Origin of the sequence: Paenibacillus rhizoplanae (assembly GCF_042684125.1) — a bacterium.
Taxonomy (GTDB): domain Bacteria; phylum Bacillota; class Bacilli; order Paenibacillales; family Paenibacillaceae; genus Paenibacillus_AQ; species Paenibacillus_AQ rhizoplanae.
In genome coordinates, this window is sequence record NZ_JBHUKY010000020.1 from 1 (window position 1) to 25,276 (window position 25,276).

Here is a 25,276-nt window from a genome sequence, read left to right on the forward strand (position 1 = left end):
TGGAAAGCGGGCAAGCTAAAACCGATAGAAATAACGCTGTAAACGAGAAACTGCGAAAACACGAGTTTTTAGCAGAATGTCTCCACAATTAGGGGGCCGAACCGAGATGAGCCAATGAAGGGTATTAGTGCAACTGATTATCCGGGCAGGCCGCCCCAGAAACCAAGGCGGGTTCAAAAGGTAGTGCTATCTCCAAGCGCTGCCCCGCAGCCGCTTGCCCTACAGTCCTCACCCCCTTCCGGGAGGTGAGGACTGTTTGTTATTAGGTTTGCCCGTGCGTAGACGGAGTAGCGGAGAGGAAGCTTGGAACTGGAGGAGCGCTAGCGACCGCCTTTAAAGTTGGATTTCTACTGCCGCAGGGCAGTCTAATCAAGGAAATCCAACTTTAACAGCGGCCGGAAGTCCAAGCATTCCTCGGAGCTACGATTAGTCAACGCTTTTATTCTGTCTCGCCTCGCTCCCGCCCCGCTCCCAAACATTTTAACAAACATTCCTCACCGCCCGCCCCCCCACTTCATATGCTATTTCAGCAATACGGAGGGAGGACGACAAAGGGTGGACTACAAAGGCTTTATTCTGCATCATTCCCGCTGTCCGTCTATTAACGGCAAAGGCTTCGACTTCTGGGTCGGGCTGAACGGCTCGGTCTATGCGGCGCCGCTGCTAACAGACCCGGAGCATATTCATATTTGCCTTGAGGGCAACTACGGGGAGGCGGAGCAGCTGCCCGGGCTGCCGGAGCGCCAGCAGCAGCTTTTTGCGGCGGGGAAGCTTATACTGGAGCTGTCCGGGCGCTATCAAATGTCGCCGCTTACGGTGGAGCCGCATAGTGAAACTTGCCCCGGAGCATTTTTTCCGTGGAATGATCTTGTGATTTATGCCTCTGATGGTTATCATTAACCTGAGGTGAGTAGTCGAAAATGGAAAGATTACAGAAAATATTGGCGCAAGCAGGTGTTGCGTCCAGACGCAAATGTGAAGAAATGATTTTGGCCGGTAAAGTGGAAGTCAACGGGGAACTCGTAACTACGCTTGGCACGAAGGTGGACCCCGCAACCGATATTATTAAAGTCTCGGGCAGACTGGTCCGGGGCGAGAATAAAATCTATATTATGTTCAACAAGCCCAAAGGTGTAATTACAAGCGCCTCGGATGACAAGGGCCGCAAGGTAGTAACGGATTACCTGAAAGGAATCACAGAGCGCGTATACCCTGTAGGCCGCTTGGACTACGATACGGAAGGGCTGCTGCTACTGACGAATGACGGTGAGTTTGCCAACCTGCTCACGCATCCGAAGCATCATGTGCCGAAGACGTATCTGGCCACGGTCAAGGGTGTACCGCACGGCACAGCGCTGGACAAGCTGAAGGCCGGCATTAAGCTGGAAGACGGCATGACCGCTCCGGCGGAGGTTGAATACAAGGATATTGATGAAGCCAATAAAGAAGCGGTAATCAGCATCACGATCCATGAAGGCCGCAACCGCCAAGTCCGGCGGATGTTCGAGGCTGTGTCGCATCCGGTTATCCGTCTGAAGCGGATTTCCTTCGGGGATATCATGCTACAGAATCTCAAGCGCGGCTCCTACCGCCATTTGACCAAGGATGAGATCAATCATCTGCAGCAAATTGCCAAAGCGGGAATGCTTCGGGACAATCAGACACGCAAAGACACATAAAGTTCACAATTCCCCCTCCTAAAACTGTGACAATATTCGTTATAATGTTCATAGGATGTTCACACCTTACAACTAAAGTAATGAGTTGCGTCACAGAAGGGGGTACCCCTGTATGGGCAAAGCCAGGAAGCCAATCCAAATCGTGATACTATTTCTAATCGTTCTGCTTGGGGGTTATGCCATCAGCTCCTCTGTGTTCGGGGGAGACGGCAAGCTTGAAGAAGGCGGGAAAGCGCCGGATTTTGAATTGCTTGGGCTGGATGGTGCAACCCATACGCTGGAGGAATTCAGAGGGAAGTCGGTTGTACTGAACTTCTGGGGCTCCTGGTGCGCACCATGCGTGAAGGAAATGCCTGCCCTCCAGGCACAGTGGGAGAAATGGAAGGACCAGGGTGTCGTAGTCTTGGGCGTGAATGTGGGCGAGGATCAGATGACAGTGGACAATTTCGTGAAGCTCGTGGATATTGATTTTCCGGTTGTGATGGATAAGGGACGCGACGCGGTCCGCAGCTACGGGGTCTCCCCGCTGCCTACCACCTTCTTCATTAATGCGAAGGGCAGGGTGGACAGCATTCATATCGGCCAGCTGGATCTGAGCTCGCTTGACGAGCAAATCGGGAAGCTGGTGGAACCATGAGTAAGCATGAGCCGCTGGTCAGCAACACCAAATGCGAATGCGGTCACCAGAATCCTGTAGGAACGGTTCTCTGTGAAGCCTGCGGCAAACCGCTGGATGAGAAGGAAGAGAACGCCTCGGGGAACCTGGAGATGCGCTACGATGGGGTGGCCCGCCGTTCACAACGGGTAAGTCCGGGAGTGATCGACAAGGTCTGGAATTTTTTTTCCTCAGTCAAAATAGCTATCTACCTGATTGTGCTGACGCTGCTGGGTGCGATGCTCGGTACGATTTTTCCGCAAGAAAGCACCTTTCTGAATATTGACGCTTCAACCTATTATGAACAAACGTATGGAACAGCCGGGAATATATATTATAGACTCGGCCTTTCGCATACCTATGAATCCTGGTGGTTCGTGACGCTGCTGGTCATGATCGGAGCTTCTCTAGTCATCTGCAGCCTGGACCGTGTGCTTCCGCTCTACAAGGCACTAACCCGGCAGAAGATCCGCAAGCACCGCCAGTTCCTTACCCGTCAAAAGCTTACGCTGAATACAGAGGTGGAGGGGGAGCCGGAGGAATGGGTAGCCCGGATCGTTCAGCCGCTTAAGAAGAAAGGGTACCGCGTGCGGACGGAGGGAGGCGCATTACTGGCCGAGAAACACCGTTTCAGCCGCTGGGGACCTTATGTAATACATATTGGCCTGATTATATTTTTGCTTGCTGTGCTTGCCAGGGGATTGCCGGGTCTGAATATGGATCAGCATCTTGCCTTCCCGCAGGGAGAGACAGTAAGGATACCGGACACCAGCATGTACCTGAAGAATGAGAAGTTCACGGTAGAATTCTATAGTGAGGAAGAGATGCCCGAGGAATTCCGGGGCAAGAAGACCCTCCCTAAGCTTTACGAGACGAAGGCGGTTCTATATGAATGTACGGCGGACTGCAGCGATCCTTCCAAGGAGCCTCAGCTTGCGGAAGTTGCCAGGCATAACATTCAGGTGAATTCTCCGCTGAGCTACCAAGGAATGAAAGCGTATCAGTTTGACTATGATCTTACGCCTGTGCTGCGTTCCGTGCAGCCTGATCTTGTGAATGCTTCTACCGGTGAGAGCTACGGCAAGTTCAGACTGGATATGAAGAATCCGCAGCGCAGCTTCAAGGCTGGACCGTACACGCTAGAGCTGAAGGAGAAGTATATGGATTTCGGATTGAATGAGGAGGGCCGTCCGGTCTCCACCTCCCCTTATCCGAACGCTCCGGCGTTTCTCTTCCTGATCCATGGACCGGATCTGCCGGCAGAGGGGCAGCAATATTTCTATTTCCCGAAGCAGGTGGACAAGGAGCGCTTCCAGCAGGTGGCCATCAACGACAAGCTTGGAGGCGGCACACGGTTTCTGGAGCTTGAGGTCGGCAGTATGACGGATGTGGATTTCTCGGAATCCACCACCTATCTCAATATACGTGTGGACCGGGCCATGCCGTTCGTCTGGATTGGTGCGGGTATTGTCATGCTGGGGCTGATTCTCGGCTTCTATTGGCAGCACAGACGCATCTGGCTGATCGTTGAGGACGGACAGCTGGTGCTTGGAGGCCATACGAACAAGAACTGGTTCGGCTTCCGCCGTGAGCTCGTTTCTATTCTGGAGCAGATAGACATGACAGTCGATGACAAATCATTGGACAACGGAGGAGGCATGGCATGAACTTGCTCGATTTCAGCAGTGACGTCTTTATAGCCGCATTTTTCTTATACAGCGGTGCCTTCATGTTGTTCACCATTGCCATTATGGGCCGCAAATGGTCAGGCAGGAAGCCGGAGGAGCATACGGCACGGTGGGGCCGGATTGCTTTTATCACCTCCTCACTGGGGCTGCTCTGCCATCTGGCCTACTTTATTACCCGCTGGATCGGGGCCGGTCATATTCCGGTAAGCAATATGTATGAGTTCATGACCTTCCTATCGATGATGGTAATGGTTGCCTTTACGGTGATCTTCGCCATCTACCGAAAGATGATTCTCGGGGTATTTGCGGTTCCGATCTCGATTGTTGTAATGGCCTATGCTGCGGTATTTCCGCAGGAGGTTCAGCCGCTCATCCCGTCACTGAAATCAATCTATCTGAATATTCATGTCACGCTTGCTGCGCTCGGGGAGTCCTTCTTCGCGGTAGGCTTTGCCGCCGGACTGATGTATCTGCTGCGGACAGTGAAATTTGACAGCAAGGAACGCAGTGACCGCAAGCAGCAGCGGCTGGTCGAATTTACTCTGTTCTCGATCATTGTTATAATTGGGTTTCTTGGATCTGTATTTGCCTTCCGCGGCGCGGGCTATGAATCTGTTTTTGTCCGTTCTAACGTTACGATTGACAGCTCCGGGCAGGAAGATAGTACAATAGAGAAAGTAAGTTATAAAATGCCGCCGATTGTGGCACCGTACCATAGCGAAATTGAGAGCTTCCAGCCGTTTCTTGGGCTGCAGAAGCCTTTGTTTCAAGCACCTTCCTGGATGAATGGCGTCAATGCCGGGCGCAAGTTCAACACCGTGATCTGGTCACTGCTGTCCGGACTGCTCCTGTATGGTATTCTTCGGCTGGCCGTGCGTAAGCCGCTGGGGAAGGCCCTTCATCCGGTACTTGATGGAATCGATGAGAATGACCTGGATGAGATTACCTACAGGGCAATCGCCATCGGGTTTCCGATTTTCACACTTGGGGCTTTGATTTTTGCAATGATATGGGCCGAGGTGGCTTGGGGCAGATTCTGGGGATGGGACCCCAAGGAAGTCTGGGCACTCGTCACCTGGCTGTTCTACAGTGCGTATCTCCATTTGCGGCTGGCCCGCGGATGGCAGGGGCGCAAATCCGCTTGGCTCGCTGTACTCGGCTTTCTAATCGTAATGTTTACCCTGGTCGGCGTTAACCTGGTTATAGCCGGACTTCATTCATATGCGGGAACGGACTGATAAGCCCGGGCTTCTCCGGGCACGCTTATGATCCAGGGTGACGTTCTACTGTAATTGATGAAGGGGTTGTTGTGTAAATGGCTGATCACTTGAATAGAATTCTGGTGGTGGATGACGAAGAACGCATCCGCCGCCTGCTCAAAATGTATCTTGAAAAAGAAGGCTATGAGATTGATGAGGCTGAGGACGGGGAGATTGCCCTGCGCAAAGCAACCGCCAATGACTACGGTCTGATTCTGCTGGATGTGATGCTGCCGGGTATTGACGGGATTGAAGTGCTGACCCGGCTCAGAGGGGTGAAGTCCACACCGGTCCTGATGCTTACTGCTAAGGGTGAGGAGATCAACCGGGTGCAGGGCTTTGAGATGGGGGCAGACGATTATGTCGTCAAGCCGTTCAGTCCGCGCGAGGTGATCTACCGGGTCAAGGCGATCATGCGCCGTTCTTCCGCAACAGCATTTTTGTCCAAAGAGAGTAATTCAAGCAACAATATCGTGTTCCCGTTCCTGATTATTGAGCATGATGCACACCGCGTAAGCGCAGGCGGCCAAGAGGTAAGTCTGACGCCCAAGGAATACGAGCTGCTGCATTATCTGGCCATCTCACCGGACAAGGTATTCTCGCGTGAGGAGCTGCTGAAGGATGTATGGAATTACGAGTTCTTCGGTGATCTGCGTACCGTGGATACCCATGTCAAGCGTCTGCGTGAAAAACTGAATAAGGTATCCCCGGAATCGGCAGCGATGATTACAACGGTATGGGGAGTAGGCTATAAGCTTGAGGTGCCTAAATAAGTGAACTTCTGGAGAAGCCTTGTCGGTAAGCTGTGGATCACGATCATCTTTCTGGTTGCTGTCGTGCTTATTACACTCGGGCTGTTTCTGCTGCCGTACATCGACAGTAATTTCACCAATTCCGGGGCGATCAAGCGCCTGTTCTTGTACACGTGCATGATCGGGTTCTCGCTGACCACCTTCTTTGCCCTGTTCCTGTTCACGAAGATCACACAACCGATGCAGCAGGTCATTGAAGCAGCGAATGCGATCCGCCGCGGCGAATATGGAACAAGATTGACCCTGGTCACGAGCGATGAGATCGGCCAGCTCGCCACATCGTTTAACCATATGGCGGAAGAGCTGGAAGAGAATATACGCAGTCTGAATAATGAAAAAGGGCATTTATCCAGTGTCCTGCGCAGCATGAGCGATGCGGTGATCACCTTCGATATCGAAGGCCGGATCATCCTCACCAATCCGCATGGCCAGACCCTCCTCGAAACCTGGAGTGATCTTACCTGGGAGGAGGAAGAGGATAACGGACCCGTTCCGAAGGCCTCGACTTCCAGTGAGGTGCCGCCGCCGCTGCGTCCATTGTTCTTCAGCACCCTTGAGGATGGGGGCGATCAGCGCTCCAATGTTCATGTCCGGCAGGGGGTATGGTCGGTGCATATGGCACCGCTATATTCCGAAGATCATCTGCGCGGAGCCGTTGCCGTTCTGCGTGATGTGACGGAGGAGGTACGTCTGGAGAAGATGCGGCGTGATTTCGTGGCCAATGTATCGCATGAGATCCGCACCCCGCTGTCGATGATGCAGGGCTACAGCGAAGCGCTGCTGGACGGAATGGCCTCCTCACCGGAGGAGAGCAGCGAGCTGGTTCAGGTTATTCATGATGAATCCTTGCGTATGGGCCGTCTGGTGAAGGATCTGCTGGACCTGGCGCGCATGGAAGCAGGACATACAGATATGCTTAAGGCTCAGGTAGATGTGGGAGAATTGCTGGAGCGGGTATACCGCAAGTTCTCCGTCAGAGCCAAGGAGCGGGATATTATGCTTGAACTGAAGCGGCCCGAGCAGGAGCTGCTGCTGGGGGCTGCCGATGAAGACAAGCTGGAGCAGGTGCTGACCAATCTGCTGGATAATGCCTTCCGCCACACCCCGGCGGACCGGAGAATCTCCATTCTGGCAAGCACAGTAGTGCTGGAGGGCAGGAGTCTGGTGGAGATCGCGATCAGAGACCAGGGGGTTGGAATCAATCCCGAGGATCTGCCGTTTATCTTCGAACGCTTCTACAAAGCCGATAAAGCGCGTCTGCGCGGGGAGTCGGGCGGTACGGGGCTGGGGCTGGCGATCGTGAAGAATATCGTCGAATCGCATCATGGCAGCATTTACGCCTCCAGCAAGCTCGGAGAAGGCACCACATTTACCCTGCGGCTTCCTGTCGAAAAACAGTAAACCAAGACCATGCATGACAGCGCCTCTGAGAGCAGAGGTGCTTTTTGTTGAAATCACCACATTAATATTGTTCATCGTGAAACATATTTCAAGCTAAGGCTTGCAGGAGGCTGGGCATTATGATCTTATCCTTGGACCAAGGTACTACCAGCTCACGGGCAATTCTCTTTGATGCAGAGGCGGAAATGATCTCGCAAGGGCAGTATGAGATCAAGCAATCCTTTCCCCGCCCAGGCTGGGTTGAGCATGACCCGGAGCAGATCTGGGAAAGTCAGCTTGCAGCAGCGAGAGATGCCATTGCAGCAAGCTCCTTACCGGCTGATCACATAACGGCTATCGGCATTACCAACCAGCGGGAGACGGCACTTATATGGGATAAAATCACAGGAGTGCCGATCTATCCGGCTATTGTCTGGCAGGACCGCCGGACGGCAGACCAATGTGAGGAGCTGAAGTCACGCGGGATGGCCGGAGTCATTGCGGACAAGACGGGGCTGGTCATTGACGCGTATTTCTCGGCCACCAAGCTGGCGTGGATTCTGGATCATGTGCCGGGAGCAAGAGACCGGGCAGCCAAGGGAGAGCTCCTGGCGGGAACGATAGACACCTGGCTGATCTGGAAGCTGACCGGGGGCGCTGTACACGCTACAGACGTTACCAATGCTTCAAGAACGATGCTGTATAACCTGCACGAGCGCCAGTGGGATGAAGAGCTGATGGACACGCTGCGTATTCCGCCGTCCATACTGCCGGAGGTAAGGATGTCGGGCGGAGACTTCGGTGTCTGTGACCCGCAGTGGTTCGGTCTGGAGATTCCTATCCGGTCGGTGCTGGGGGACCAGCAGGCAGCACTCTTTGGCCATACCTGTCTGGAAGCCGGCAGTGCGAAGAATACCTATGGAACAGGTTGTTTCATCCTTATGAATACAGGCACTGAAGCTGTGGCATCCAGTCACGGCCTATTGACCACAGTAGCCTGGGGCATGGGCGATGAGCTCTATTATGCGCTGGAGGGCAGTGTGTTTGTGGCTGGAGCGGCAGTGCAGTGGCTGCAGGAGGGGCTGGGGCTGATCGTCGCGCCCGCTGACTCGGAAGAGAAGGCCAGCGAGGTGGACGAGAGTGAAGGGGTTGTGGTGGTGCCGGCCTTTACCGGACTGGGTGCGCCTTACTGGGATATGTATGCGCGGGGTGCCATATTCGGCTTGACGCGGGGTACCACCTCCGCACATCTGGTACGGGCGACGCTGGAATCACTGGCCTTCCAGTCCCGTGATGTCATCGACGCCATGCAGAAGGATGCCGGCATGCCGCTCACCGGGCTAAGAGTGGATGGCGGTGCGGTGCGCAACAATCTGCTGATGCAGTTCCAGGCTGATATTCTGGGCAGCGAAGTGACACGTACAACCTATGCGGAGACTACGGCACTTGGTGCTGCGCTGCTCGCCGGGCTCACCTCCGGAGTATGGACCCGTGAGCAGCTGGAGAGCTTCAACACCGCCGAGAAGGTCTTCTCGCCGCAGATGGAGCCGGAGGAGCGGGAACGCAGATACGGCGCCTGGCAGGATGCTGTGTCGCGCACGATGGGCTGGGAGAAGCATGAGGGTAAGCGCGAGGCAGACGTTAGAGCAGAGTAGTGGTATAGAACAGAAACGGCCCGCTGGCAGAAACTCTGCAGCGGGCCGTTTTTTTAATTGAAAATATAAGAAATTATATATTTCACACGATAAACGGTAAGATTAGTACTCCATTACAAATGCGACATTCTGCCATCCGGCACCTACGGTCCAGAACAGGACCTTGTCTCCACGTTCAAGCTGCCTTGTAGTGACGGCTCTGTGAAGGGCAATGAACGGGCTGCTGGTCGAGGTATAACCGAACTCGTCGCCTATGTAGACTGCGACCTCAGGGTCAATGCCTATTTTGCCGGAGACCGCCTTGATGTTCGGAAGAGACAACTGTGAGAAGCAGGCAGCCTTGACCGACTCGGGGGCAATCCCGTTGTTGCTTAGCAGGGTGTTGATCGATTCGGAGGCGGCATCCACACAGATGGAATCATCGAACGGTATGAACTTCACATTGAACTCTCCTGCGGCAACACCGGCGCGTCCGAGCTGAGCCAGGCCTTCTGCCGGGAAAAGGGAGTTGCCATACACACAGGTGTCTGTCTGATAGATAGAGTCTATGAAGCCGACCGAATGCTCATCGCGTTCCAGGATGAGCGCGGCAGCGGCATCACCGAAGTTCGCATAATACACCGGATCATTCTTGTCCGCATGCGGCGCTACGTAATCGGAGCCGATGACCAGGGCGCGGCGGATTCTCGGGTTCGCCATCATCTGGCGGCTGACCTGTTCAACCGAAGCGGTCATTCCGGCACAGTTGGCATTGCTATCAATACAGATGGTATGCGAAGCGCCGTTAATCAGGCGGTGAATCATCAAGGAGTTCGTTGGAAATATATATTCAGGGGTCTGGCTTGCATAAGCGATCAGGTCAATATCAGGGCCGGTTAGACCGGTCTTCTCCAGAACATTGCTTGCGGCTTCAAAAGCCATTGTCAGGGAGTTCTCATTCGGGCTGTCGATGCTGTAGCGGTTCTCACGGCCCAGAGTAGCCAGCAGTCCACGGATATCAATACCTTTGTCGTCAAAATGCTGAATGAAAAAGTCATTGCCGATTCTTTTGCCTGGATGGTAGATATCAATGTCCTTAATACGAATCCCAGCCATAGTGTAGACCCCCCAAAAGTTTTGTTGGCTATACTTCCTCGAATATATTCCGCAAACTCGCATCATAAACAGTCAAGCGGACTGGGTGTACTAAGCCGTGAGTTTCAAGCAGATGATTTTGGTTTAAAAAAGATTAACTAAGCTTGTACGGTTGAAGTGATCTCCAGGTTCTCAAGTCCGGCTTTGCGGCCCAGGCGTGCCAGCTGCATTTTGAGGATCGGGTTATTCTCCAGGGTAAGACTTACTTTCTGGAAGCCGTCTGCCTTGAACATGATGAAGCAGCCTTCAAGCAGCGGCACAACATCAGGAGCGGTTACATTCAGCTTGCGGCAGTCGATATCCAGCGCATATTCAGCAGGGGTAATCGGGTTGATGGTCTGCTGGTAAGCCTGAATAGATTTGAGTCCGTCCTCGTTAGAAAAGGTTCCTTCCAGCTCAATATTGATTATTTTCTTCGCAGTGTCTGTCTTCAAAATAAATTGTCCCATGTTGATCTCTCCCTAAGTGTAAGTTTTAATACCTCCAAAATATCGTTCCTGCGACTCTATTCGACAAACCGCAGTTGAATTTGGGATATTTTACCTCTATTATAACCAGATCCGTCTAAAATTCGCAACCAGAAAGTCGAAAATTGTAGAATTATGAAGATTTTTCTCTGATCTCCTCCAGGGTATCCAGCAGCACATTAAAGGCCGAAATCACCCGGGGGGCACCGATACAAGGAACCAGATGCAGCAGCACACCCTTGATCTGCTCAACGGTCATGCCAACACGGAGCGCCATTACATAATGAACACCTAACTGCTCATATTGCCCCATCGTAATCAGAGACGAGATCACCGCAATCTCTTTCCAGTCAGAGCCAATCGTGGTCCGTTGAAAAATATCGCCATAGGCATTGCCCATGATATATTCGGCTAATTCCGGAAAATGCTCTTTGATTGGAGCCAGTGCCTTGGCCCCATAATCTCCAGAGAGATCAGTGAAATGTTCAAGTCCGCTGTTCATGTTCTTGTTCACGCTTTGGCCTCCTGATAGTAGGTTAGTAAAGGTGTGGGATACGGCTTCCTTACGTTAGATCCAGTGTACGGTGGGCCGTAGGAGGCATCTCATCTCGGTCAGTCAACAGCTCAATGACAGCTGCCTTGTTAAGGGCTACAGCTTCGCGGATTGCCGCTTCGAACTCTTCCTGCGTCTCACATCGGAAGCCGGCTGCACCCAGAGATTCGGCGAATTTCACGGCATCCATCGGAACCTCGAAGATCGTACCGTCAATCCGGCCGGTAGTTTTCTCCATGCCCTTGAGCGCCATATCCAGCTGCATATTGTTCACCACGATGAAAATCACCGGAATGTCCTGGCAAACGGCGGTGTTTATTTCAGCTCCGAGCATCATAAAACAGCCGTCCCCGGTAATACAGAAGACAGTCTCCCCGGGTGAGGCGGTCTTGGCGCCGATCGCCATGCCAATTGAATTGCCCATGCAGGCAAAGTAGGCATCGAATATGAAGCTGCCGGGCCTGCGCACATTGAACCATTTCACAGCATTGAAGCCATGGCTGCCGTCATCTACAAACACGCTGCTGTTGTACGGAATCAGATCGCTCATCGTGCTCAATACCGAAGCCAGAGAGAGCCCGTCCAGCACGGGCAGCTCGTCATTGTAAGCATTGGAGATTGTGATTTCATGCTTGGTAACCTCAGAGGAGTCCAGCTTCTGGAGATACAGCGCCAGGTTGTCCCGCAAATCCCCGCCGACAGCGATGGTGGATGAGGACAGTATTTTGCCGACAAAGGTTGGATCTACATCGAACTGGATCAGCTGCTGGGGATGATTCTCCAGCTTGAGGTTGCAGATGGTCATATCGCTGAGACGGGAGCCCAGAACAATGAACAGGTCGCTATTGTTCAGTAATTCATCCCCGTGCGAGGAGCCGCCAACGCCGACAGGACCGTGATAGAGCGGGTGATCATAAGCTATGGCGCCTTTGCCGCCTGGAGAGGTGACTACAGGAATGTTGAAGGTTTCGGCCAGCTGGACCAGTTCCTGATGGGCCCCCGAGCGGTTGACGCCTTTACCGGCAATGATCAGAGGTCGGGCGGATTCATTGATCGCCGAGATAACCCGTTCATAGTTTTGGTAGCTGACCAGCCCTTCGCGTTCCGGCAGAACAATCCGGCATTCCGCGAGCCGCTCTGTCTGCACATCAAACGGAATGCAGAGATGGACCGGACCTTTTTTGTCACCGAGGGCGATGGATAGGGCATGGTTGAAAATCGTGCTGAAGTGATCGCCGCGTTCAACAAGCTTGCTGAAGAGGGTGGCCGGCCGGAACATATCCGCCAAATCAGCCAGATAGGAAGAGGAATCCTGACATTGGGGAATGCCCAGCTCCTTGATGGACTGGTGGCCAGTGATAAAGAGGACGGGAAGATTATTGGCCTTGGCATGCGCTGCTGCGGTGAGCAGGTTCGTTCCGCCCGGACCGGAGGTGCCGAAGGCTACCCCGAGGCTGCCGGTCTTCAGAGCATAACCGCCGGCTGCGAAGCCGGAGCTGGATTCGTGCCGGCCGGGAATAAACTGAATGCCATAGTCAACCATTTTCAAAGCGATGGGGCAAATAGACTTGCCAATGATTCCAAAAGAATGTGTCACTCCTAGATTACGTAATGCTTCCGCCATATAATCTGCAACTGTCTTCAGAACATCCACCCCGCAAGTTGTTATTTGTATACGTCAGCAATAGAAAACCTGTACTCAAAAATAGGAGCACAGGCCTGTTGCACGAATCACCATAATCAAACGCGAAACCTAAGGCGTTCACAGTTTTTCAGCAACCTGGCTGTCATGATCCCACTTCAGAAATGAGACTGTAGATCCATGGCTTTGCGTCATTCCCTTTCGGTGAATTTTGCCGGTATGCGGTTATAAATTAAGCAAAGGAGAATTTTCCTTTACAATATATTCCTTGCTCCTCTTTTGTCAATAACCCTTGTGAGAAGAAGCTCGGAATTTAGCGAATATTCAGGAGTAAAAATCGCTAGATATTTGGATTTTCAAACTTTTGAAAATGGTTGTCTCTGGAAGACTAAAGTCTTAAAATGCAAATGAATATTAAGGGCTATAATTTTGGAAAGTGAGCACAAAGCCTCATTGCATCCCGGGTTCGCTGCAAAACGTTATGATTTTATGAGAAATACAGGATTGAAATATCTGTTAATAGGTCTTAAGTATTGGCGTGGTGGAGAGTCTGCTACTAGTTAAGCTATGGTACTAGAACATTTATAGTAAAGAAGTGCAAAACAGGATTCTTCGTGTTATGCACAATTTCAACAATTTGTGAATATTACATAACACTCTTTGTTCTGCCCAAAAAAAGAGACACCTCCCGCAGAAAATTCCGCAGGCGTGTCTCTTTGTGCCGAGGCTAAAATTTGAAAATATGAATCGTTTTTTGCAGATTGAAGACTGCGGAGGTCATCTTCTCTGTCTCCTCAGCTACGGATTGCAGCGCGTGAATCTGTTCGTTCATCGCTGCGGATACCTCTTCGGTCCCTGCGGCGGTCTCCTGGGTGATGGCTGAGATATTCTCGATCGCCCCGGAGATCTTGAGCGCGCTCTCCAGCATAAGATCACTCTCTGCGGAGAAGGAGGAGATCTGCTCGGTTATGTATTGGACGCTATGTACAATTTGAGCAAAGATATTGGCCGTCTCCGTTATCATCTCATTCTGTACCTGGACTACCTCTTCGTTGATGGCGATGTTATCAATGGCCTGCTTGATATCCGCTTCAATGCTGCGTACCAGCCCGAACACCTCTTTGGTTGAAGCGGTGGATTCCTCGGCCAGTTTGCGCACCTCCTGGGCAACGACAGCGAAGCCACGGCCATGCTCGCCTGCACGGGCGGCTTCAATGGAGGCATTGAGTGACAGAAGGTTGGTCTGTTCAGCAATTTCGGTAATCGTCTTGGTAATCATCGTAATGCCGCGCGCGTTCTGCGACAGGGCTTCGATCGTATCCGCCACCTTCTGGGTAGCCTGGATGTTCTTGCGCATGCCTTCAGCTTGGGTATCCACCGATTGCCGTCCCTGTTCAACCAATTCCAGCGTATGTACAGAGCGTCTATTCATTTCCTTGGTGGAATTCGTATAATTGGAGACTTTGGTTTCGATATCCTTGATCGATTCGGTCATATCAGCGATATCCACCGAGATCTCGTTAGCACCGAGAGCCAGTTCATTGGAGGAGGAGGCCACCTGTGCCATTACAAACTTCAGGTTCTGATTCTTGTCTTCAATCCCGCGGCTGGCGTCCATAACCTGACGGGTAATCTGTGAGGCATCGGTGAGAATTTTTTTGAGCTTGTCAATCATGGTGTTGAAGGAGCGGCTAATGTCGCCCATGGAGCCATTCTCGTCGGCACGGCTGGTGAAGTCGCCTTTGGCAATCGTGTGCGTCACATTGGAGATGTCCTCGAAAGAAGATGTAAGCGTTCTCTCGATAAAGCGCGCAAGCGGGTAAGTCAGTGCTGCCAGGACTGCGACAAGAACAATGCCGATCAGCAGCCTGTCCATAAGGATTAGCGTGATTAAGACAGGAACAGCGAATAAAGCGGCAACCAGGTAACATCCGGTGACGATTTTTTGTTTCAACGGCAGCTTGTTCATCCAGTCCATAATGTAAAGTTCCCCCTATAAATAATAATGTGTATTGTAATATTATAGGGGATACTAGTGCATTTGGTCTATTATTAAAAATCGTATAATGCTGCCGCTTCACGCAGAGCCGAAGCAACCGTATCCGCAAGCTCAGGCGGTGCGGTCACCTTGATGCCCTGACCCAGGGACAGGATGATCCGGCACGCAGATTCCGGCGTGTTGAACTCGGCCTCGGCCCTGATCCAACTCGGGGCTTCAGAAGGCTCCTGGTGCAACAGAGTGACGTATCGCTCCTTCTGCAGCTCCTTCATCGTGAGATCCCTGACAAGCAGGCTGGCGGGGTACCTGGGCAAGGCAGACTTGAACGCGGCGGTGGAGGCCTCCCAATAGTGTGGCAGGTCGAAATCCTCCGGCTGCTCAAAAGACTCCTCTGTGACTTTGGCCTCAGTGATTCTGGAGACCCGGTAAGTCCTCAGCTCGCCATCATGCCCCGCGACCAAATACCAGACGCCGCGCTTGACTACCAGCCCCAGCGGTGCAACCAGCCGCTCGGCAGTGTCCTCCCCGCGCAGATAGGTGATTCGCACCTTGCAGTTCTCCCATAAGGCTCCTTGCAAAGCGGATAGGGAGGGATAGGTCTCCCCGGAAGGATGCCACCCGGCTCCGTCGATGTGAATCCGCTGGCTGAGGAAGCTGAAGGGGGTGACGGGCTGCCTGGTAGCGACGGCTTGCAGCTTGCGGGCGGCCGAGGAGAACTCCTCCTGAATACCCAGAGCGCGCAGAATCGCCGGATCAGCGGGTACGAGCAGCGCGGCAATCTCCTTGGTGTTCATTCCGGTCAGGGAATTCCGGTAGCCTTCCGCCAGCTTCCAGCCGCCTTCCCGGCCTCGCTCCGCCAGCACGGGGATGCCGGAGAAGCTAAGTGCCTCCATATCCCGGAAGATCGTCCGTTCGGATACCTCCAGCGTTTGTGCCAGCTCCCGGGAGCTGATTTTGCCGCGGCTCTGTAAAAGTTGAACGATAGTGATCAGACGGTCTGCTCTCATTCGGAGGCCTCCCTGAATTTATTATTTGATTATATATGTCAGTGGTTGTCATGTATAAGGTCTATATTAGACAAGAGTACGGATTAGCGCAAATGATCTTCTAATCCGGGCATGATAGATGAAAGGGAGCGGATCAAATGACAAATCTGCAAGGGCAAGTGGCATTGGTTACAGGAGGGAGCAGGGGAGCGGGCAGAGGCATTGCGCTGGAGCTGGCGAAGGCAGGTGCCTATGTATACATTACAGGCAGGAATGCTGGTACACCGCAGGAGCAACATGCGAGGACGCTTGAAGGTGTGCTGGCTGAGATCCGCCGGTCAGGCGGGGACGGAGCCGTGATCCGCTGTGATCATACCAATGACAGTGAGACAGAAGCTGTAATCCGGCAGATTAGCGCAGAGCAGGGCAGATTGGATATCTTGATTAACAATGTCTGGGGAGGCAACAATTTGCCGATCCGGAATAATCCTTTTTGGGAGCTGCCTACGGAACATTGGGACAATATGTTCACTTCAGGTGTAAGGGCGCAGCTGATGACCAATTATTATGCCATTCCGCTGATGCGCAGCGAAGGAGCGGGGGCGGGTAAATTAATCGTCCATACGACCTTCTGGGATGAGTATAAGTACACTGGTAACTTCTATTATGATTTGTCCAAAAATGCGCTGGTGCGCATGGCCTACGGGTTGTCTCTCGAACTGGCAGCGGATGGCATCGCGGTGATCCCCGTCTCTCCCGGCTGGATGCGGACCGAGCTGGTCCTGGACAGCTTCGGCACAGATGAGGAGCTCTGGACAGAGGAGGAGGGGCTAAGGACGACTGAGTCAACAGCCTATGTCGGACGCGCAGTTGCAGCGCTTGCTGCTGATCCTGAAGTGATATCCATGACGGGTACTCCCCAGAAGGTAGGGGACCTGGCACGGAAATACGGCTTTACGGACACCGATGGCCGGCAGGTGCCAGCCTACCGGATGTCATAGTAAAACGCAAAAAACACTCTTTGGAAGTGCGCAGCTTAAGCCCGCACTCCCGAAGAGTGTTTTATTGTGGAGAAATAAAAATTAGAGCAGAATGATCTCCTCAGCGGTGTTGATCTCCGGCAGTCCGGCCAGCTTCACCAGGACCTCCTTCGGCACACCCTTATCAACGGTCAGGAGCATAATGGCGGCTCCGCCTACGATAGTACGGCCAACCTGCATGGATGCGATATTGACATCGTTCTCGCCAAGCAGGGTACCGACGAGCCCGATGATACCCGGCTTGTCATTATGCGAGATGACAAGCTGGTGGCCTTCCGGAGCAATATCGACCGGGAATTTGTTGACCTTAACAATCCGTTCGCCGTAGCCCTGCAGCAGGGTGCCGGCAACCAGACGCTCTTCATCATGCTCAGCCTTGAGTGTTACTGTGATGAGATTGGTGAAGCCTTTGGTTTTGGAAGCCTTGGTCACCACTACGTTCACATCGCGCGTCTTCGCCAGATGCATCGAGTTGACGATGTTCACATCTCCGGCGAAGTGGCGGGTGAGTACGCCCTTGACGACATAGCGGGTAAGCGGCTGGGTATCCACATCCGAGAGATCGCCGGCATACTCCACATGGATCTCGCGGATCGCCCCGTCCGTAATCTGAGTAGCGAAGCTGCCCAGCTTCTCGCCGAGGGTGAAGTACGGCTGCAGCTTGTTCATCACGCTAGGCGCAACCGGCGGAATGTTCACCGCGTTGATGAATGGTTCGTTGCGCAGGATATGGAGGACCTGCTCCGATACATCGATGGCCACGTTCTCCTGGGCTTCAATCGTCGAAGCACCCAGATGCGGAGTCACGATAATCTTCGGATGTGTAAGGAACGGGTGGTCCGCTTCAGGCGGCTCCTTCTCGAAGACGTCGAAGGCAGCACCGGCTACAATGCCGCTGTCAATCGCTTCTACCAGCGCCATTTCATCGATGACACCGCCACGGGCACAGTTGATGATGCGCATACCTTTTTTCATCACTTCGAATTGCGGACGGGAGATCATGTGGCGGGTCTCCGGGGTAAGCGGTGTGTGAACGGTGATGAAGTCGGCACCACGGACAATGTCATCTACCGAAGCAAGCGTCACTTCCATTTTCTCTGCACGGTCAGCCGTCAGGAACGGGTCATAGGCCAGGATGCTCATGCCGAAGGCTTTGGCGCGTTTGGCAACCTCGCTGCCGATCCGGCCCATACCGAGTACGCCCAGTGTTTTGCCGCGCAGCTCTACGCCGAGGAAGGTCTTTCTGTCCCATACGCCGGAAATTGTCTTCGCATAGGCTTGAGGAATATGACGGGCCAAGGCCATCATCATGGCAAAAGCATGTTCACAGGTCGTAATGGTGTTGCCGTCCGGAGCATTGATAACAACTACACCGCGCTGGGTGGCTGCCTCCAGCTTGATATTGTCCACGCCTACTCCGGCACGGCCGATAACCTTGAGATTAGTACCGGCTGCGATAATTTTGTCAGTCACGGTAGTCTGGCTGCGAACGAGTAAGCCGTCATATTCGCCGATGATTGCAATTAGCTCATCTTCACTTAGTCCTGTTTTCTTGTCCACAGTCACATCGCTTGCGTCCATCAATTGCTGAATGCCCAAATCGCTGATCGGGTCCGATACTAATACTTTAAACATGGTCTCTTGTCCTCCTTCAAATGGGAAAGCTAATATATATGCCAAGGATTACCGGGTAGGGTAATCCGCAGTACCAAATCCTACAAGAGCAGAATGAGCAGCTTAACACCGGGGTAACGCGTTGTCGTACAAAAGAATAAGCTTGCAGAGATACCGAATTCACGGGTGTATGGCAACAAAAAAACTCCCAACCCCATACTACTGCCGTAGTAAGGGACGAGAGTTGTCGTGGTACCACCCTAATTCACTGTAGCGGTTAAGCTACAGCCTCATTGGCCTGCAAAGGCCACACTGGTAACGGAGTGATCCGATTGTATCTACTCTTGTGTTCAATACAATATCTCAGGAGCGCTAAAGATTAATGTCCGCCACCGGTTCTCACCACCCACCGGCTCTCTGAAGACTGCAACTAATCTTTGTTCCATCATCGGTTTTGCTTGATTAATTTGTCATAATGTAACATGGTGATGCCAAGTGTGTCAATAGGATTCTTCTGCGGGGGTCCGCCTTGAAGTGGACCGTAATTTTCGTTATGATGCAATAACTGGTCCTACTCGTAGAAGAAAGGGAGCTGCGGCATGATTTCCTTGTCGTAATATTGTTCCCGCCACTTGATGAAGTCCTGCTCCTGCACCGCACCGGTGGAGATGAGCAGGGTGACGGAAGACTGAATATCATTCAGCTTCAGCGAGCTGGCGGTCCCGGAGTAGATCATGTCATCAATCTTGGCAGTGATATCCTGCGGATCATATCCGGCGTAAATGCCGCGGTTCAGCATTATATTAGCGATGGAAGCATTCTTAAGCAGCAGCGGCATTTTTTTCCACTGAATGAATGAGAGTGTCTTCAGCTCACCGGACTGCTGCGGAATGGAAGCGTTGGTCTTCGACCCCCATTTGAGCATGGAATCATAAAAGTTCTTTTGGGCCAGCAGCCCGAATCTCACGGCACTGCTTGTGAAGTTGTCGCTTCTCAGCAATTTGGCGGCTTCGGCGCCGGAAGCATTCGCAGTCACCTTGCCGGAGGCTTGGGAGAAGAGCGTGAGGCTCTTAAGAATATTAAGCTGGGATTCATAGAGCATCGGCGAATTGGTGAAGAGCGAATCCTGGGTAACTTTATCATACTGCTTGTCCGCTAGAATACTCAGATTCTTCAGCGTTGCCGCATTCTGGCGTGCATCCGTGCTGCGGGCAAGACCGTCTACCTGAACGTTCCAATTGCGCTTGAATTCCCGGTAAGGCAAAAATACGTTATGATAAAAGGTGACAAGATCCTGCTGCTGATAGGAGCCGGAGAATTCCTGGGCGCTTGGGTGGCCGTTCAGCTGTGAATACTTGGCCTCCGTCTTGTCAGCTCCAACCTTTACTCCCGTAAAAAATGAAGCGAATGCGGATATTAGAAAAAACAAAAAACCTAGTGTGTACATCATTTGAGTGCGGGAGGTACGGCTGTTCATGATTAAGTGCTCCTTCGTATAGGTGAATTATCTTATGTAAAAACATTTATAGAACAGGCAGGTTATAATGAAAAAATTCAAATTGGGTGACATCAAAATTAAAAAGGCCGATCCACAGCAGTTAACAGACAAGCTGTTACTCATTAATCTGTATATTACTCAGGGCCTTACCTTGTTTATCGGTTTGATATGGATATTATTACAGAAAAGAAATCCTATTCACATATTAAATTTTCCGGATAGTGTACATTTCGTGTATTGGGGCCTTGGCCTCGCAGTCATTATGCTGGTTGTTGATTTCCTGCTGACCCATATTGTTCCTGAAGACAGCATGGATGACGGGGGGATTAATGAGCTGCTGTTCGGCAAACGGCCCTTGTGGCATATCGTTGTTATTTCGGCAGTGGTTGCGGTGTGTGAGGAGCTGTTGTTCCGTGGAGCGATCCAGCATTCCCTTGGACCGTATTGGACGAGTATACTGTTCGCTGTTATTCATGTCCGTTATCTGCGGCACTGGATTCCTACAGGCTGGGTCTTCCTCAGCAGCTACGGTCTTGGGCTTATCTATATCCATTCGGGCAGTCTGTGGGCACCTATATTGTGCCATTTCCTTATAGATTTGTTCTCCGGTATGGTTATTCGTTACAGGAGGGTGTCATGACAGAGCAATTAAGCCGGGTAAAATCCCGCCAGAAACAGCAGAAGATAGAACAACAGCCTCCGGCCAGAGCAGATAAGCGTCAGCCTGCTTCCGGGGCAGCAGAAGAGCGTGCGGGAAGTCCGGTACCGGTGGCAGGGACCCTGTCCAGAAAAGAGCGCTTGTCGGGGCGCCGTGCCTCCAGAAAGCCGGAGCGTGAGGCGGCACAGCAGGAAGGGGAACAGACTCCATCGCGTGCAGAGAGCTATCCGTCAGAACGAATCCGGTTCAGTAAAATGTTCATCAATTCGCTGATTGTTTTATTTCTGATGCTGCTGGGCTTCCTCCTGTGGTGGGGAATTAACGGGGCACCGGATCTGGGCAGCCTATGGAGTTGACGGTGCTGCTTATTCTACTTGGTGTATGTCTTGGGGGAGCAGGGATCATGGGTCTCCTAATGGTTGCTGCTGCCTTCAAAAAACGGTTGAATCATCAGGATATTGTAATGGAGCGGCTACCTGCCGTGTTCGACGGCTACCGGATACTGCTCATTACGGATATTCACCGCCGCCGTCTGCCGGAGGAGATGCTGACCCCGCTGCGGGGGAAGGTGGACGCTGTCTTCCTGGGCGGTGATATGACGGAGAAGGCCGCTTCCATAGAACGCCTGCTGGAGAATATGACACTGGCCGCCTCCATTGCGCCTGTGTATGCCGTTCACGGCAATCATGATTACCGGGCGAATATCAGTCTGGTGGATAACATCATCCGGGGAAGCGGAGCCAGGCTGCTGGTGGATGAGAACTGCATCATTGAACGGGACGGTGCGAAGTTTATTCTGACCGGGGTGGATTTCCCGAGGCAAGGCGGCAAGAAGGCCTACGGGCCTCTGCCTGCTGTGGCTGAAGCGGATGCGGAAGCCTTCCGGATCATCCTCGTGCATGATCCGCTCTGGCTGTCCCGGCAGCAGGAGGTGCCTGCTGACCTGATTCTGGCCGGGCATACTCATGGAGGCCAGGTTGTACTGCCTTTGATCGGGAACCGGCATGCCGACGAGTTCTACCGCAGATATAATGCGGGGATGTATGAGATTCCCCGGAGCTATGGCGCGGCTCTCCCGCCGCTGAAGATGCTGATCAGCCGGGGGTTCGGCACGGCACATCTGCCGCTGCGCTGGCGCAGTCCGGCCGAGATGCATGTGCTGACCCTGCGCTGCGGACAGCAGGGCTCCGGTTCTTAGGGAATAATGTGAGGGATACTTAACACGACAAAAAACGGCTGCCCTCATTCGCGGGGCAGCCGTTTTTGCTTGTTCTATGGACGAATTCAGAGCTTAGCGCATCTTCAGCTCAATGCTGCGCGGATCTACAAAGCTGTAGCCCTTGCCCTCAAGCGTAGTAAGCAGAGTGTCAAGCGCCTCTACCGTCCAAGGCAGCTCATGCATCAGGATATTGCTGCCGGAATGCAGCTGATCGGTCACATTGCTGATCAGCTTGCTGGTCTTGTCCGTATCCTTGGCTTTCATTTCCCAGTCGAGGGAGCCATTGGACCAGGTCATATAGAGCATGCCGTTTGCAGCGGCAATTTTTTTGCCTACGTCACCGCCGGCACCATGCGGCGGGCGGAAGAAGTGGGGGGTCTCGCCGGTAATTTCCTTGACGATCTTTTGAACATCTTCAATCTGCTTCTTGACTTCGGCTTCCGGCTTATCCTTCAGCACAATGTGATCCCAGCTATGGTTGCCGAGCACGCCGCCCCGGTTGTGAATCAGCTCCAGCAGCTCGGGATGCTCCTTCACCCGGTAACCGTTGACGAAGAAGATCGCCTTGGCCTTGTGCTTGTCCAGCGTATCCATCAGCGGATTGATTAATTCCGCTTCCTTCGGCCCGTCATCGAAGGTCAGCAGGACTACCTTCTTGTTCGTCGCCGGATCATTCGGGACAATGTCATAATTCTTGTTCATATGGTACAGCAGCGGCACTTCCGCATCGCTGGCTGCAGGTGTCGGCTGCGCTGCGGGACTGTCCGTCCCGCTTGATGCGGCAGGAGTGGCCTCCGGTGATGTTGTCGTATCAGGTGCAGGCGATGCGGTCGACTCCGCTGTTGCCGTTGCTGCCGCAGCCGGCTGGGTTGCCGCAGGCTGCGGCGTCTTCTCCGCTGCCGGGCTGCCTGTATTCCCGCTGTTACTGCAAGCTGACAGCAGACAAGCCGCCAGGAGCAGCGTTATTGTTGCTTTACCCACTTTTTTCATCTCGCTTTCTTGTTGTTTGGCTGTATGAGCGGCTACCTTTCCGCGAACACTAAGCATGATTTTACCATACAAGGAGGTTGGAGATATGAATACTTCGTCATTTCTGTGCGGGGTGCTGATTGGTGCAGCCGCCAGTATGATTATGTCCAAAAAACGCAGCGCCATGATGTCTGCGTTGCTGCACTCGAACGGTTCTTCCTACAATGCGGGTGACAAAGCCAAGGACAAAATTATGGGAATGGCCATGACCGGCTTCGGCAGCACGGCAGCGGGCAGCGGCAATGACCACTCTGGCTCTCATGCATCCGGCGGGGACAATCACAAAGAGGATTCCCTGTTAAAGTCCAAAGAATCAAATTTGAACATGCTGAAGGATTTCATCCGCAGCAACCCTGATGTGAAGCATGAAGTGGAGCAGATTCTCAAGGATACTCATACAGCCATACCGGGTTTGTAACCGGATCAGGCCATTGCAGAATCATTTTGGCGGTGCTGGCATCGCTGAAGTGATTCTTTTTTAATATGGCTTTACATATAATGGGCAGCAAAATGGGCTAAATCTATATTTATTTACGTGCATTTGTAGCTTCGAAATGATAACATACTTACATAGTAACCATTTTTGGCTCATTACTCGGGACTCATCATACATTAATATTAAATGAGCTTGCAAAGGAGGATCCTGTCATGAGAATAGAGCGATTAAGTCAAGATAAGATACGGATTTTCCTCACTTTTGACGACCTGAGCGAGCGGGGCATCCAGAAGGAAGATATGTGGCAGGAGGTTCCCAAGGTGCACGACCTCTTTACGGAAATGATGGATCAGGCGTACAGCGAGTTAGGTTTTGACGCCACAGGTCCGCTTGCCGTGGAAGTGTTCGCATTGCCCGCGCAAGGCATGGTCGTTATAGTGACCCGGGGGAAATATGATCACCATCAGTACGGTGGGGCCGGGGAAGATGAATTGCCTGAAGAGATTTACGAAATGGAAGTTACGCTTGAACAAAGCGACTCCATTGTGTATGCATTCCGCGATTTCGAGGTTCTGGTGGAAGCGGCTCATGTGCTCATCGGCAATATTACTTCTCAAGGACAACTGTATTCTTATAATGATAAATGGTATCTCTACTTCGATCCGAAGGAATTTGAAGAGGCCGCACTGTCAGGACTGGTAGGCGTGCTTGCAGAATTCGGAGATTCATCTCCGGTGACTCAGGCTGTTTTGGCCGAATACGGCAAGACGGTTATGGCAGAGAATGCCATTCAGACTCTGTGCAATCATTTTAAACGCCAGGAATAAGGGATAGACGGGAAGGCGCCGGTCCGGCCTTTACGGGCTTCAGCAGACATTAGGTTAAGCGCAAGGGAGGCTAATCGGTGCTTTTGTTATCGGTCATTACGTCAGCAGTAGCACCGGGACTTGCGCTGCTGACTTTTTTCTATCTGAAAGACAAGTACGACCAGGAGCCGCTTCTCATGGTGCTGAAGGTGTTTTTGCTGGGCATGATGATCGTGCTGCCGGTGATGATTATCCAGAGGGGGCTTGTGCTGGGGCTGGACGGCGGTCCCTATGTGGATTCCTTTTTGATCTCAGCGGGTGTGGAAGAAGCCCTGAAGTGGTTTGTGCTGTACCATATGATTTACAATCATACCGAATTTGACGAGCCCTATGATGGAATACTATATGCCGTAGCGATCTCGCTCGGCTTCGCAACGATAGAGAATGTAATGTATGCGTGGTACAGCAATGCTTCAATCGGCACCATGATCCTAAGGGCGCTGCTCCCGGTCTCCGGACATGCCATGTTCGGCGTAATTATGGGCTACCATATGGGCAGAGCCAAGTTCTCCGGCGGGGTCAAGACCCGCAAGATTCTGCTGATCTCATTGCTTCTGCCTTGGCTGTGGCATGGGATTTATGATTTTCTGCTCGCCACGACAGCTAACTATTGGATCTGGTTTATCGTACCCCTGATGGCTGTTTTATGGTACGGAGGCATGGGGAAGGTAGCGCGGGCCAACAGCCGTTCCCCGTTTCGCTTTTTGAAGCGTGAGGAAGAGGTTAACCTATAATCGAGATGGACACACTTAATCCTACAGGGCAGTTCCTTAAGGCTAGGAATTCCAGGAAGGAGAGAGGTGTCTTTTTTTGCGAGTAAAAGTTCGGATTGTCTGCAAGCAGTGCGGTGAAACCTACATATTAAGAGGGAACAAGGAGCAGGGGGTTGTCCAGACCGGCTTCAAGCAGTGTCTGTGCAGCTGTGTAAGCGGCTTTGAGATTGAGGAACGGGCCTGAAGACCGGATTCTTGAAAAAGTGCATAAGACTTCTCAGTTATTGTCAAACT

25 protein-coding genes, 1 riboswitch and 1 other annotated feature are annotated in these 25,276 nt (G+C 52.4%); of the genes, 16 read left to right on the plus strand and 9 right to left on the minus strand.

Translation table 11 applies throughout. The annotated features are described in order from the left end of the window. Positions 1–555 precede the first annotated feature (555 nt). The 8 genes from ACFSX3_RS09700 to glpK all read left to right on the plus strand — a co-directional run bounded on the left by ACFSX3_RS09700 (position 556) and on the right by glpK (position 9,128). Positions 556–900, plus strand: a complete 345-nt coding sequence (locus ACFSX3_RS09700) for an N-acetylmuramoyl-L-alanine amidase (RefSeq protein ID WP_209993950.1) — start codon at positions 556–558, stop codon at positions 898–900. A gap of 20 nt (positions 901–920) precedes the next feature. Beyond that, positions 921–1,679 carry a pseudouridine synthase gene (locus ACFSX3_RS09705; RefSeq protein WP_209993949.1) on the plus strand — a complete coding sequence of 253 codons (759 nt, stop codon included), beginning with the start codon at positions 921–923 and terminating at the stop codon, positions 1,677–1,679. A 112-nt stretch (positions 1,680–1,791) separates the two neighbouring features. Next, complete coding sequence (resA, locus tag ACFSX3_RS09710; protein WP_209993948.1) at positions 1,792–2,316, plus strand: thiol-disulfide oxidoreductase ResA; 525 nt, start codon at positions 1,792–1,794, stop codon at positions 2,314–2,316. Beyond that, positions 2,313–4,001, plus strand: a complete 1,689-nt coding sequence (gene resB / locus ACFSX3_RS09715; protein WP_379312836.1) for a cytochrome c biogenesis protein ResB — start codon at positions 2,313–2,315, stop codon at positions 3,999–4,001. The genes resA and resB overlap by 4 nt, the downstream gene beginning before the upstream one ends. Continuing rightward, positions 3,998–5,260, plus strand: coding sequence for a cytochrome c biogenesis protein CcsA (gene ccsA / locus ACFSX3_RS09720; RefSeq protein ID WP_209993947.1), 1,263 nt, complete (start codon positions 3,998–4,000; stop codon positions 5,258–5,260). Before resB ends, ccsA begins: the two co-directional genes overlap by 4 nt. Before the next feature lie 77 nt (positions 5,261–5,337). After that, on the plus strand, positions 5,338–6,054 hold the full coding sequence (locus ACFSX3_RS09725) for a response regulator transcription factor (RefSeq protein ID WP_036698191.1): 717 nt from the start codon (positions 5,338–5,340) through the stop codon (positions 6,052–6,054). After that, positions 6,055–7,494 (plus strand): ATP-binding protein, encoded by a 1,440-nt coding sequence (locus ACFSX3_RS09730; protein WP_209993946.1) that lies wholly within the window; start codon positions 6,055–6,057, stop codon positions 7,492–7,494. A gap of 119 nt (positions 7,495–7,613) precedes the next feature. Continuing rightward, on the plus strand, positions 7,614–9,128 hold the full coding sequence (gene glpK / locus ACFSX3_RS09735) for a glycerol kinase GlpK (protein ID WP_209993945.1): 1,515 nt from the start codon (positions 7,614–7,616) through the stop codon (positions 9,126–9,128). Positions 9,129–9,230: 102 nt separating this feature from the next. Here the strand turns inward: glpK and ACFSX3_RS09740 are convergent, their stop codons facing one another. The 6 genes from ACFSX3_RS09740 to ACFSX3_RS09765 all read right to left on the minus strand — a co-directional run bounded on the left by ACFSX3_RS09740 (position 9,231) and on the right by ACFSX3_RS09765 (position 15,930). After that, positions 9,231–10,223 (minus strand): 3-oxoacyl-[acyl-carrier-protein] synthase III C-terminal domain-containing protein, encoded by a 993-nt coding sequence (locus tag ACFSX3_RS09740; protein ID WP_209993944.1) that lies wholly within the window; start codon positions 10,221–10,223, stop codon positions 9,231–9,233. Between the two features lie 137 nt (positions 10,224–10,360). Next, positions 10,361–10,711 (minus strand): hypothetical protein, encoded by a 351-nt coding sequence (locus ACFSX3_RS09745; protein WP_209993943.1) that lies wholly within the window; start codon positions 10,709–10,711, stop codon positions 10,361–10,363. A gap of 151 nt (positions 10,712–10,862) precedes the next feature. Next, the gene (locus ACFSX3_RS09750; RefSeq protein WP_209993942.1) at positions 10,863–11,243 is read right to left on the minus strand and encodes a carboxymuconolactone decarboxylase family protein; all 381 of its coding nucleotides are present in this window, start codon (positions 11,241–11,243) and stop codon (positions 10,863–10,865) included. A 49-nt stretch (positions 11,244–11,292) separates the two neighbouring features. Then, positions 11,293–12,906, minus strand: a complete 1,614-nt coding sequence (locus ACFSX3_RS09755) for a thiamine pyrophosphate-binding protein (RefSeq protein ID WP_379256093.1) — start codon at positions 12,904–12,906, stop codon at positions 11,293–11,295. A 147-nt stretch (positions 12,907–13,053) separates the two neighbouring features. Then, positions 13,054–13,150, minus strand: a riboswitch (cyclic di-GMP riboswitch). A gap of 501 nt (positions 13,151–13,651) precedes the next feature. Further along, positions 13,652–14,902 carry a methyl-accepting chemotaxis protein gene (locus ACFSX3_RS09760; protein ID WP_209993940.1) on the minus strand — a complete coding sequence of 417 codons (1,251 nt, stop codon included), beginning with the start codon at positions 14,900–14,902 and terminating at the stop codon, positions 13,652–13,654. Positions 14,903–14,976: 74 nt separating this feature from the next. After that, entirely contained in the window at positions 14,977–15,930 is a 954-nt protein-coding gene (locus tag ACFSX3_RS09765; RefSeq protein WP_209993939.1) for a helix-turn-helix transcriptional regulator, read from the minus strand. 137 nt (positions 15,931–16,067) lie between these two features. Here ACFSX3_RS09765 and ACFSX3_RS09770 point away from each other — a divergent pair, with 137 nt between their 5' ends. Then, entirely contained in the window at positions 16,068–16,910 is an 843-nt protein-coding gene (locus ACFSX3_RS09770; protein ID WP_209993938.1) for an SDR family NAD(P)-dependent oxidoreductase, read from the plus strand. A gap of 81 nt (positions 16,911–16,991) precedes the next feature. Here ACFSX3_RS09770 and serA read toward each other — a convergent pair whose 3' ends face one another. Further along, positions 16,992–18,584 carry a phosphoglycerate dehydrogenase gene (gene serA / locus ACFSX3_RS09775; protein ID WP_209993937.1) on the minus strand — a complete coding sequence of 531 codons (1,593 nt, stop codon included), beginning with the start codon at positions 18,582–18,584 and terminating at the stop codon, positions 16,992–16,994. A 209-nt stretch (positions 18,585–18,793) separates the two neighbouring features. Next, positions 18,794–19,021 (minus strand) — a binding site (T-box leader). Positions 19,022–19,134: 113 nt separating this feature from the next. Beyond that, positions 19,135–20,040 (minus strand): hypothetical protein, encoded by a 906-nt coding sequence (locus ACFSX3_RS09780; RefSeq protein WP_209993936.1) that lies wholly within the window; start codon positions 20,038–20,040, stop codon positions 19,135–19,137. 67 nt (positions 20,041–20,107) lie between these two features. On the opposite strand from ACFSX3_RS09780, the gene ACFSX3_RS09785 reads away from it, so the two are divergent. Genes ACFSX3_RS09785 through ACFSX3_RS09795 form a run of 3 tightly spaced genes read left to right on the plus strand, consistent with a single transcriptional unit; the run spans position 20,108 to position 21,917 of the window. Beyond that, complete coding sequence (locus tag ACFSX3_RS09785) at positions 20,108–20,701, plus strand: CPBP family intramembrane glutamic endopeptidase (protein ID WP_209993935.1); 594 nt, start codon at positions 20,108–20,110, stop codon at positions 20,699–20,701. Further along, entirely contained in the window at positions 20,698–21,075 is a 378-nt protein-coding gene (locus ACFSX3_RS09790; RefSeq protein ID WP_209993934.1) for a hypothetical protein, read from the plus strand. Before ACFSX3_RS09785 ends, ACFSX3_RS09790 begins: the two co-directional genes overlap by 4 nt. Before the next feature lie 47 nt (positions 21,076–21,122). Beyond that, positions 21,123–21,917, plus strand: coding sequence for a metallophosphoesterase (locus tag ACFSX3_RS09795; RefSeq protein WP_209993933.1), 795 nt, complete (start codon positions 21,123–21,125; stop codon positions 21,915–21,917). Between the two features lie 93 nt (positions 21,918–22,010). Here ACFSX3_RS09795 and ACFSX3_RS09800 read toward each other — a convergent pair whose 3' ends face one another. Further along, a complete protein-coding gene (locus tag ACFSX3_RS09800) occupies positions 22,011–22,919 on the minus strand; it encodes a polysaccharide deacetylase family protein (protein WP_379256100.1) in 909 nt (302 codons plus the stop codon). Positions 22,920–23,013: 94 nt separating this feature from the next. On the opposite strand from ACFSX3_RS09800, the gene ACFSX3_RS09805 reads away from it, so the two are divergent. The 4 genes from ACFSX3_RS09805 to ACFSX3_RS09820 all read left to right on the plus strand — a co-directional run bounded on the left by ACFSX3_RS09805 (position 23,014) and on the right by ACFSX3_RS09820 (position 25,226). Further along, on the plus strand, positions 23,014–23,385 hold the full coding sequence (locus tag ACFSX3_RS09805) for a hypothetical protein (protein ID WP_209993955.1): 372 nt from the start codon (positions 23,014–23,016) through the stop codon (positions 23,383–23,385). A gap of 230 nt (positions 23,386–23,615) precedes the next feature. Beyond that, positions 23,616–24,230: a genetic competence negative regulator gene (locus tag ACFSX3_RS09810; RefSeq protein ID WP_036698160.1), complete on the plus strand. Its 615-nt coding sequence runs from the start codon at positions 23,616–23,618 to the stop codon at positions 24,228–24,230. 77 nt (positions 24,231–24,307) lie between these two features. Beyond that, positions 24,308–25,003, plus strand: coding sequence for a glutamic-type intramembrane protease PrsW (gene prsW / locus ACFSX3_RS09815; protein WP_209993931.1), 696 nt, complete (start codon positions 24,308–24,310; stop codon positions 25,001–25,003). Between the two features lie 76 nt (positions 25,004–25,079). Continuing rightward, positions 25,080–25,226 (plus strand): hypothetical protein, encoded by a 147-nt coding sequence (locus ACFSX3_RS09820; RefSeq protein WP_179090427.1) that lies wholly within the window; start codon positions 25,080–25,082, stop codon positions 25,224–25,226. Positions 25,227–25,276 lie beyond the last annotated feature (50 nt).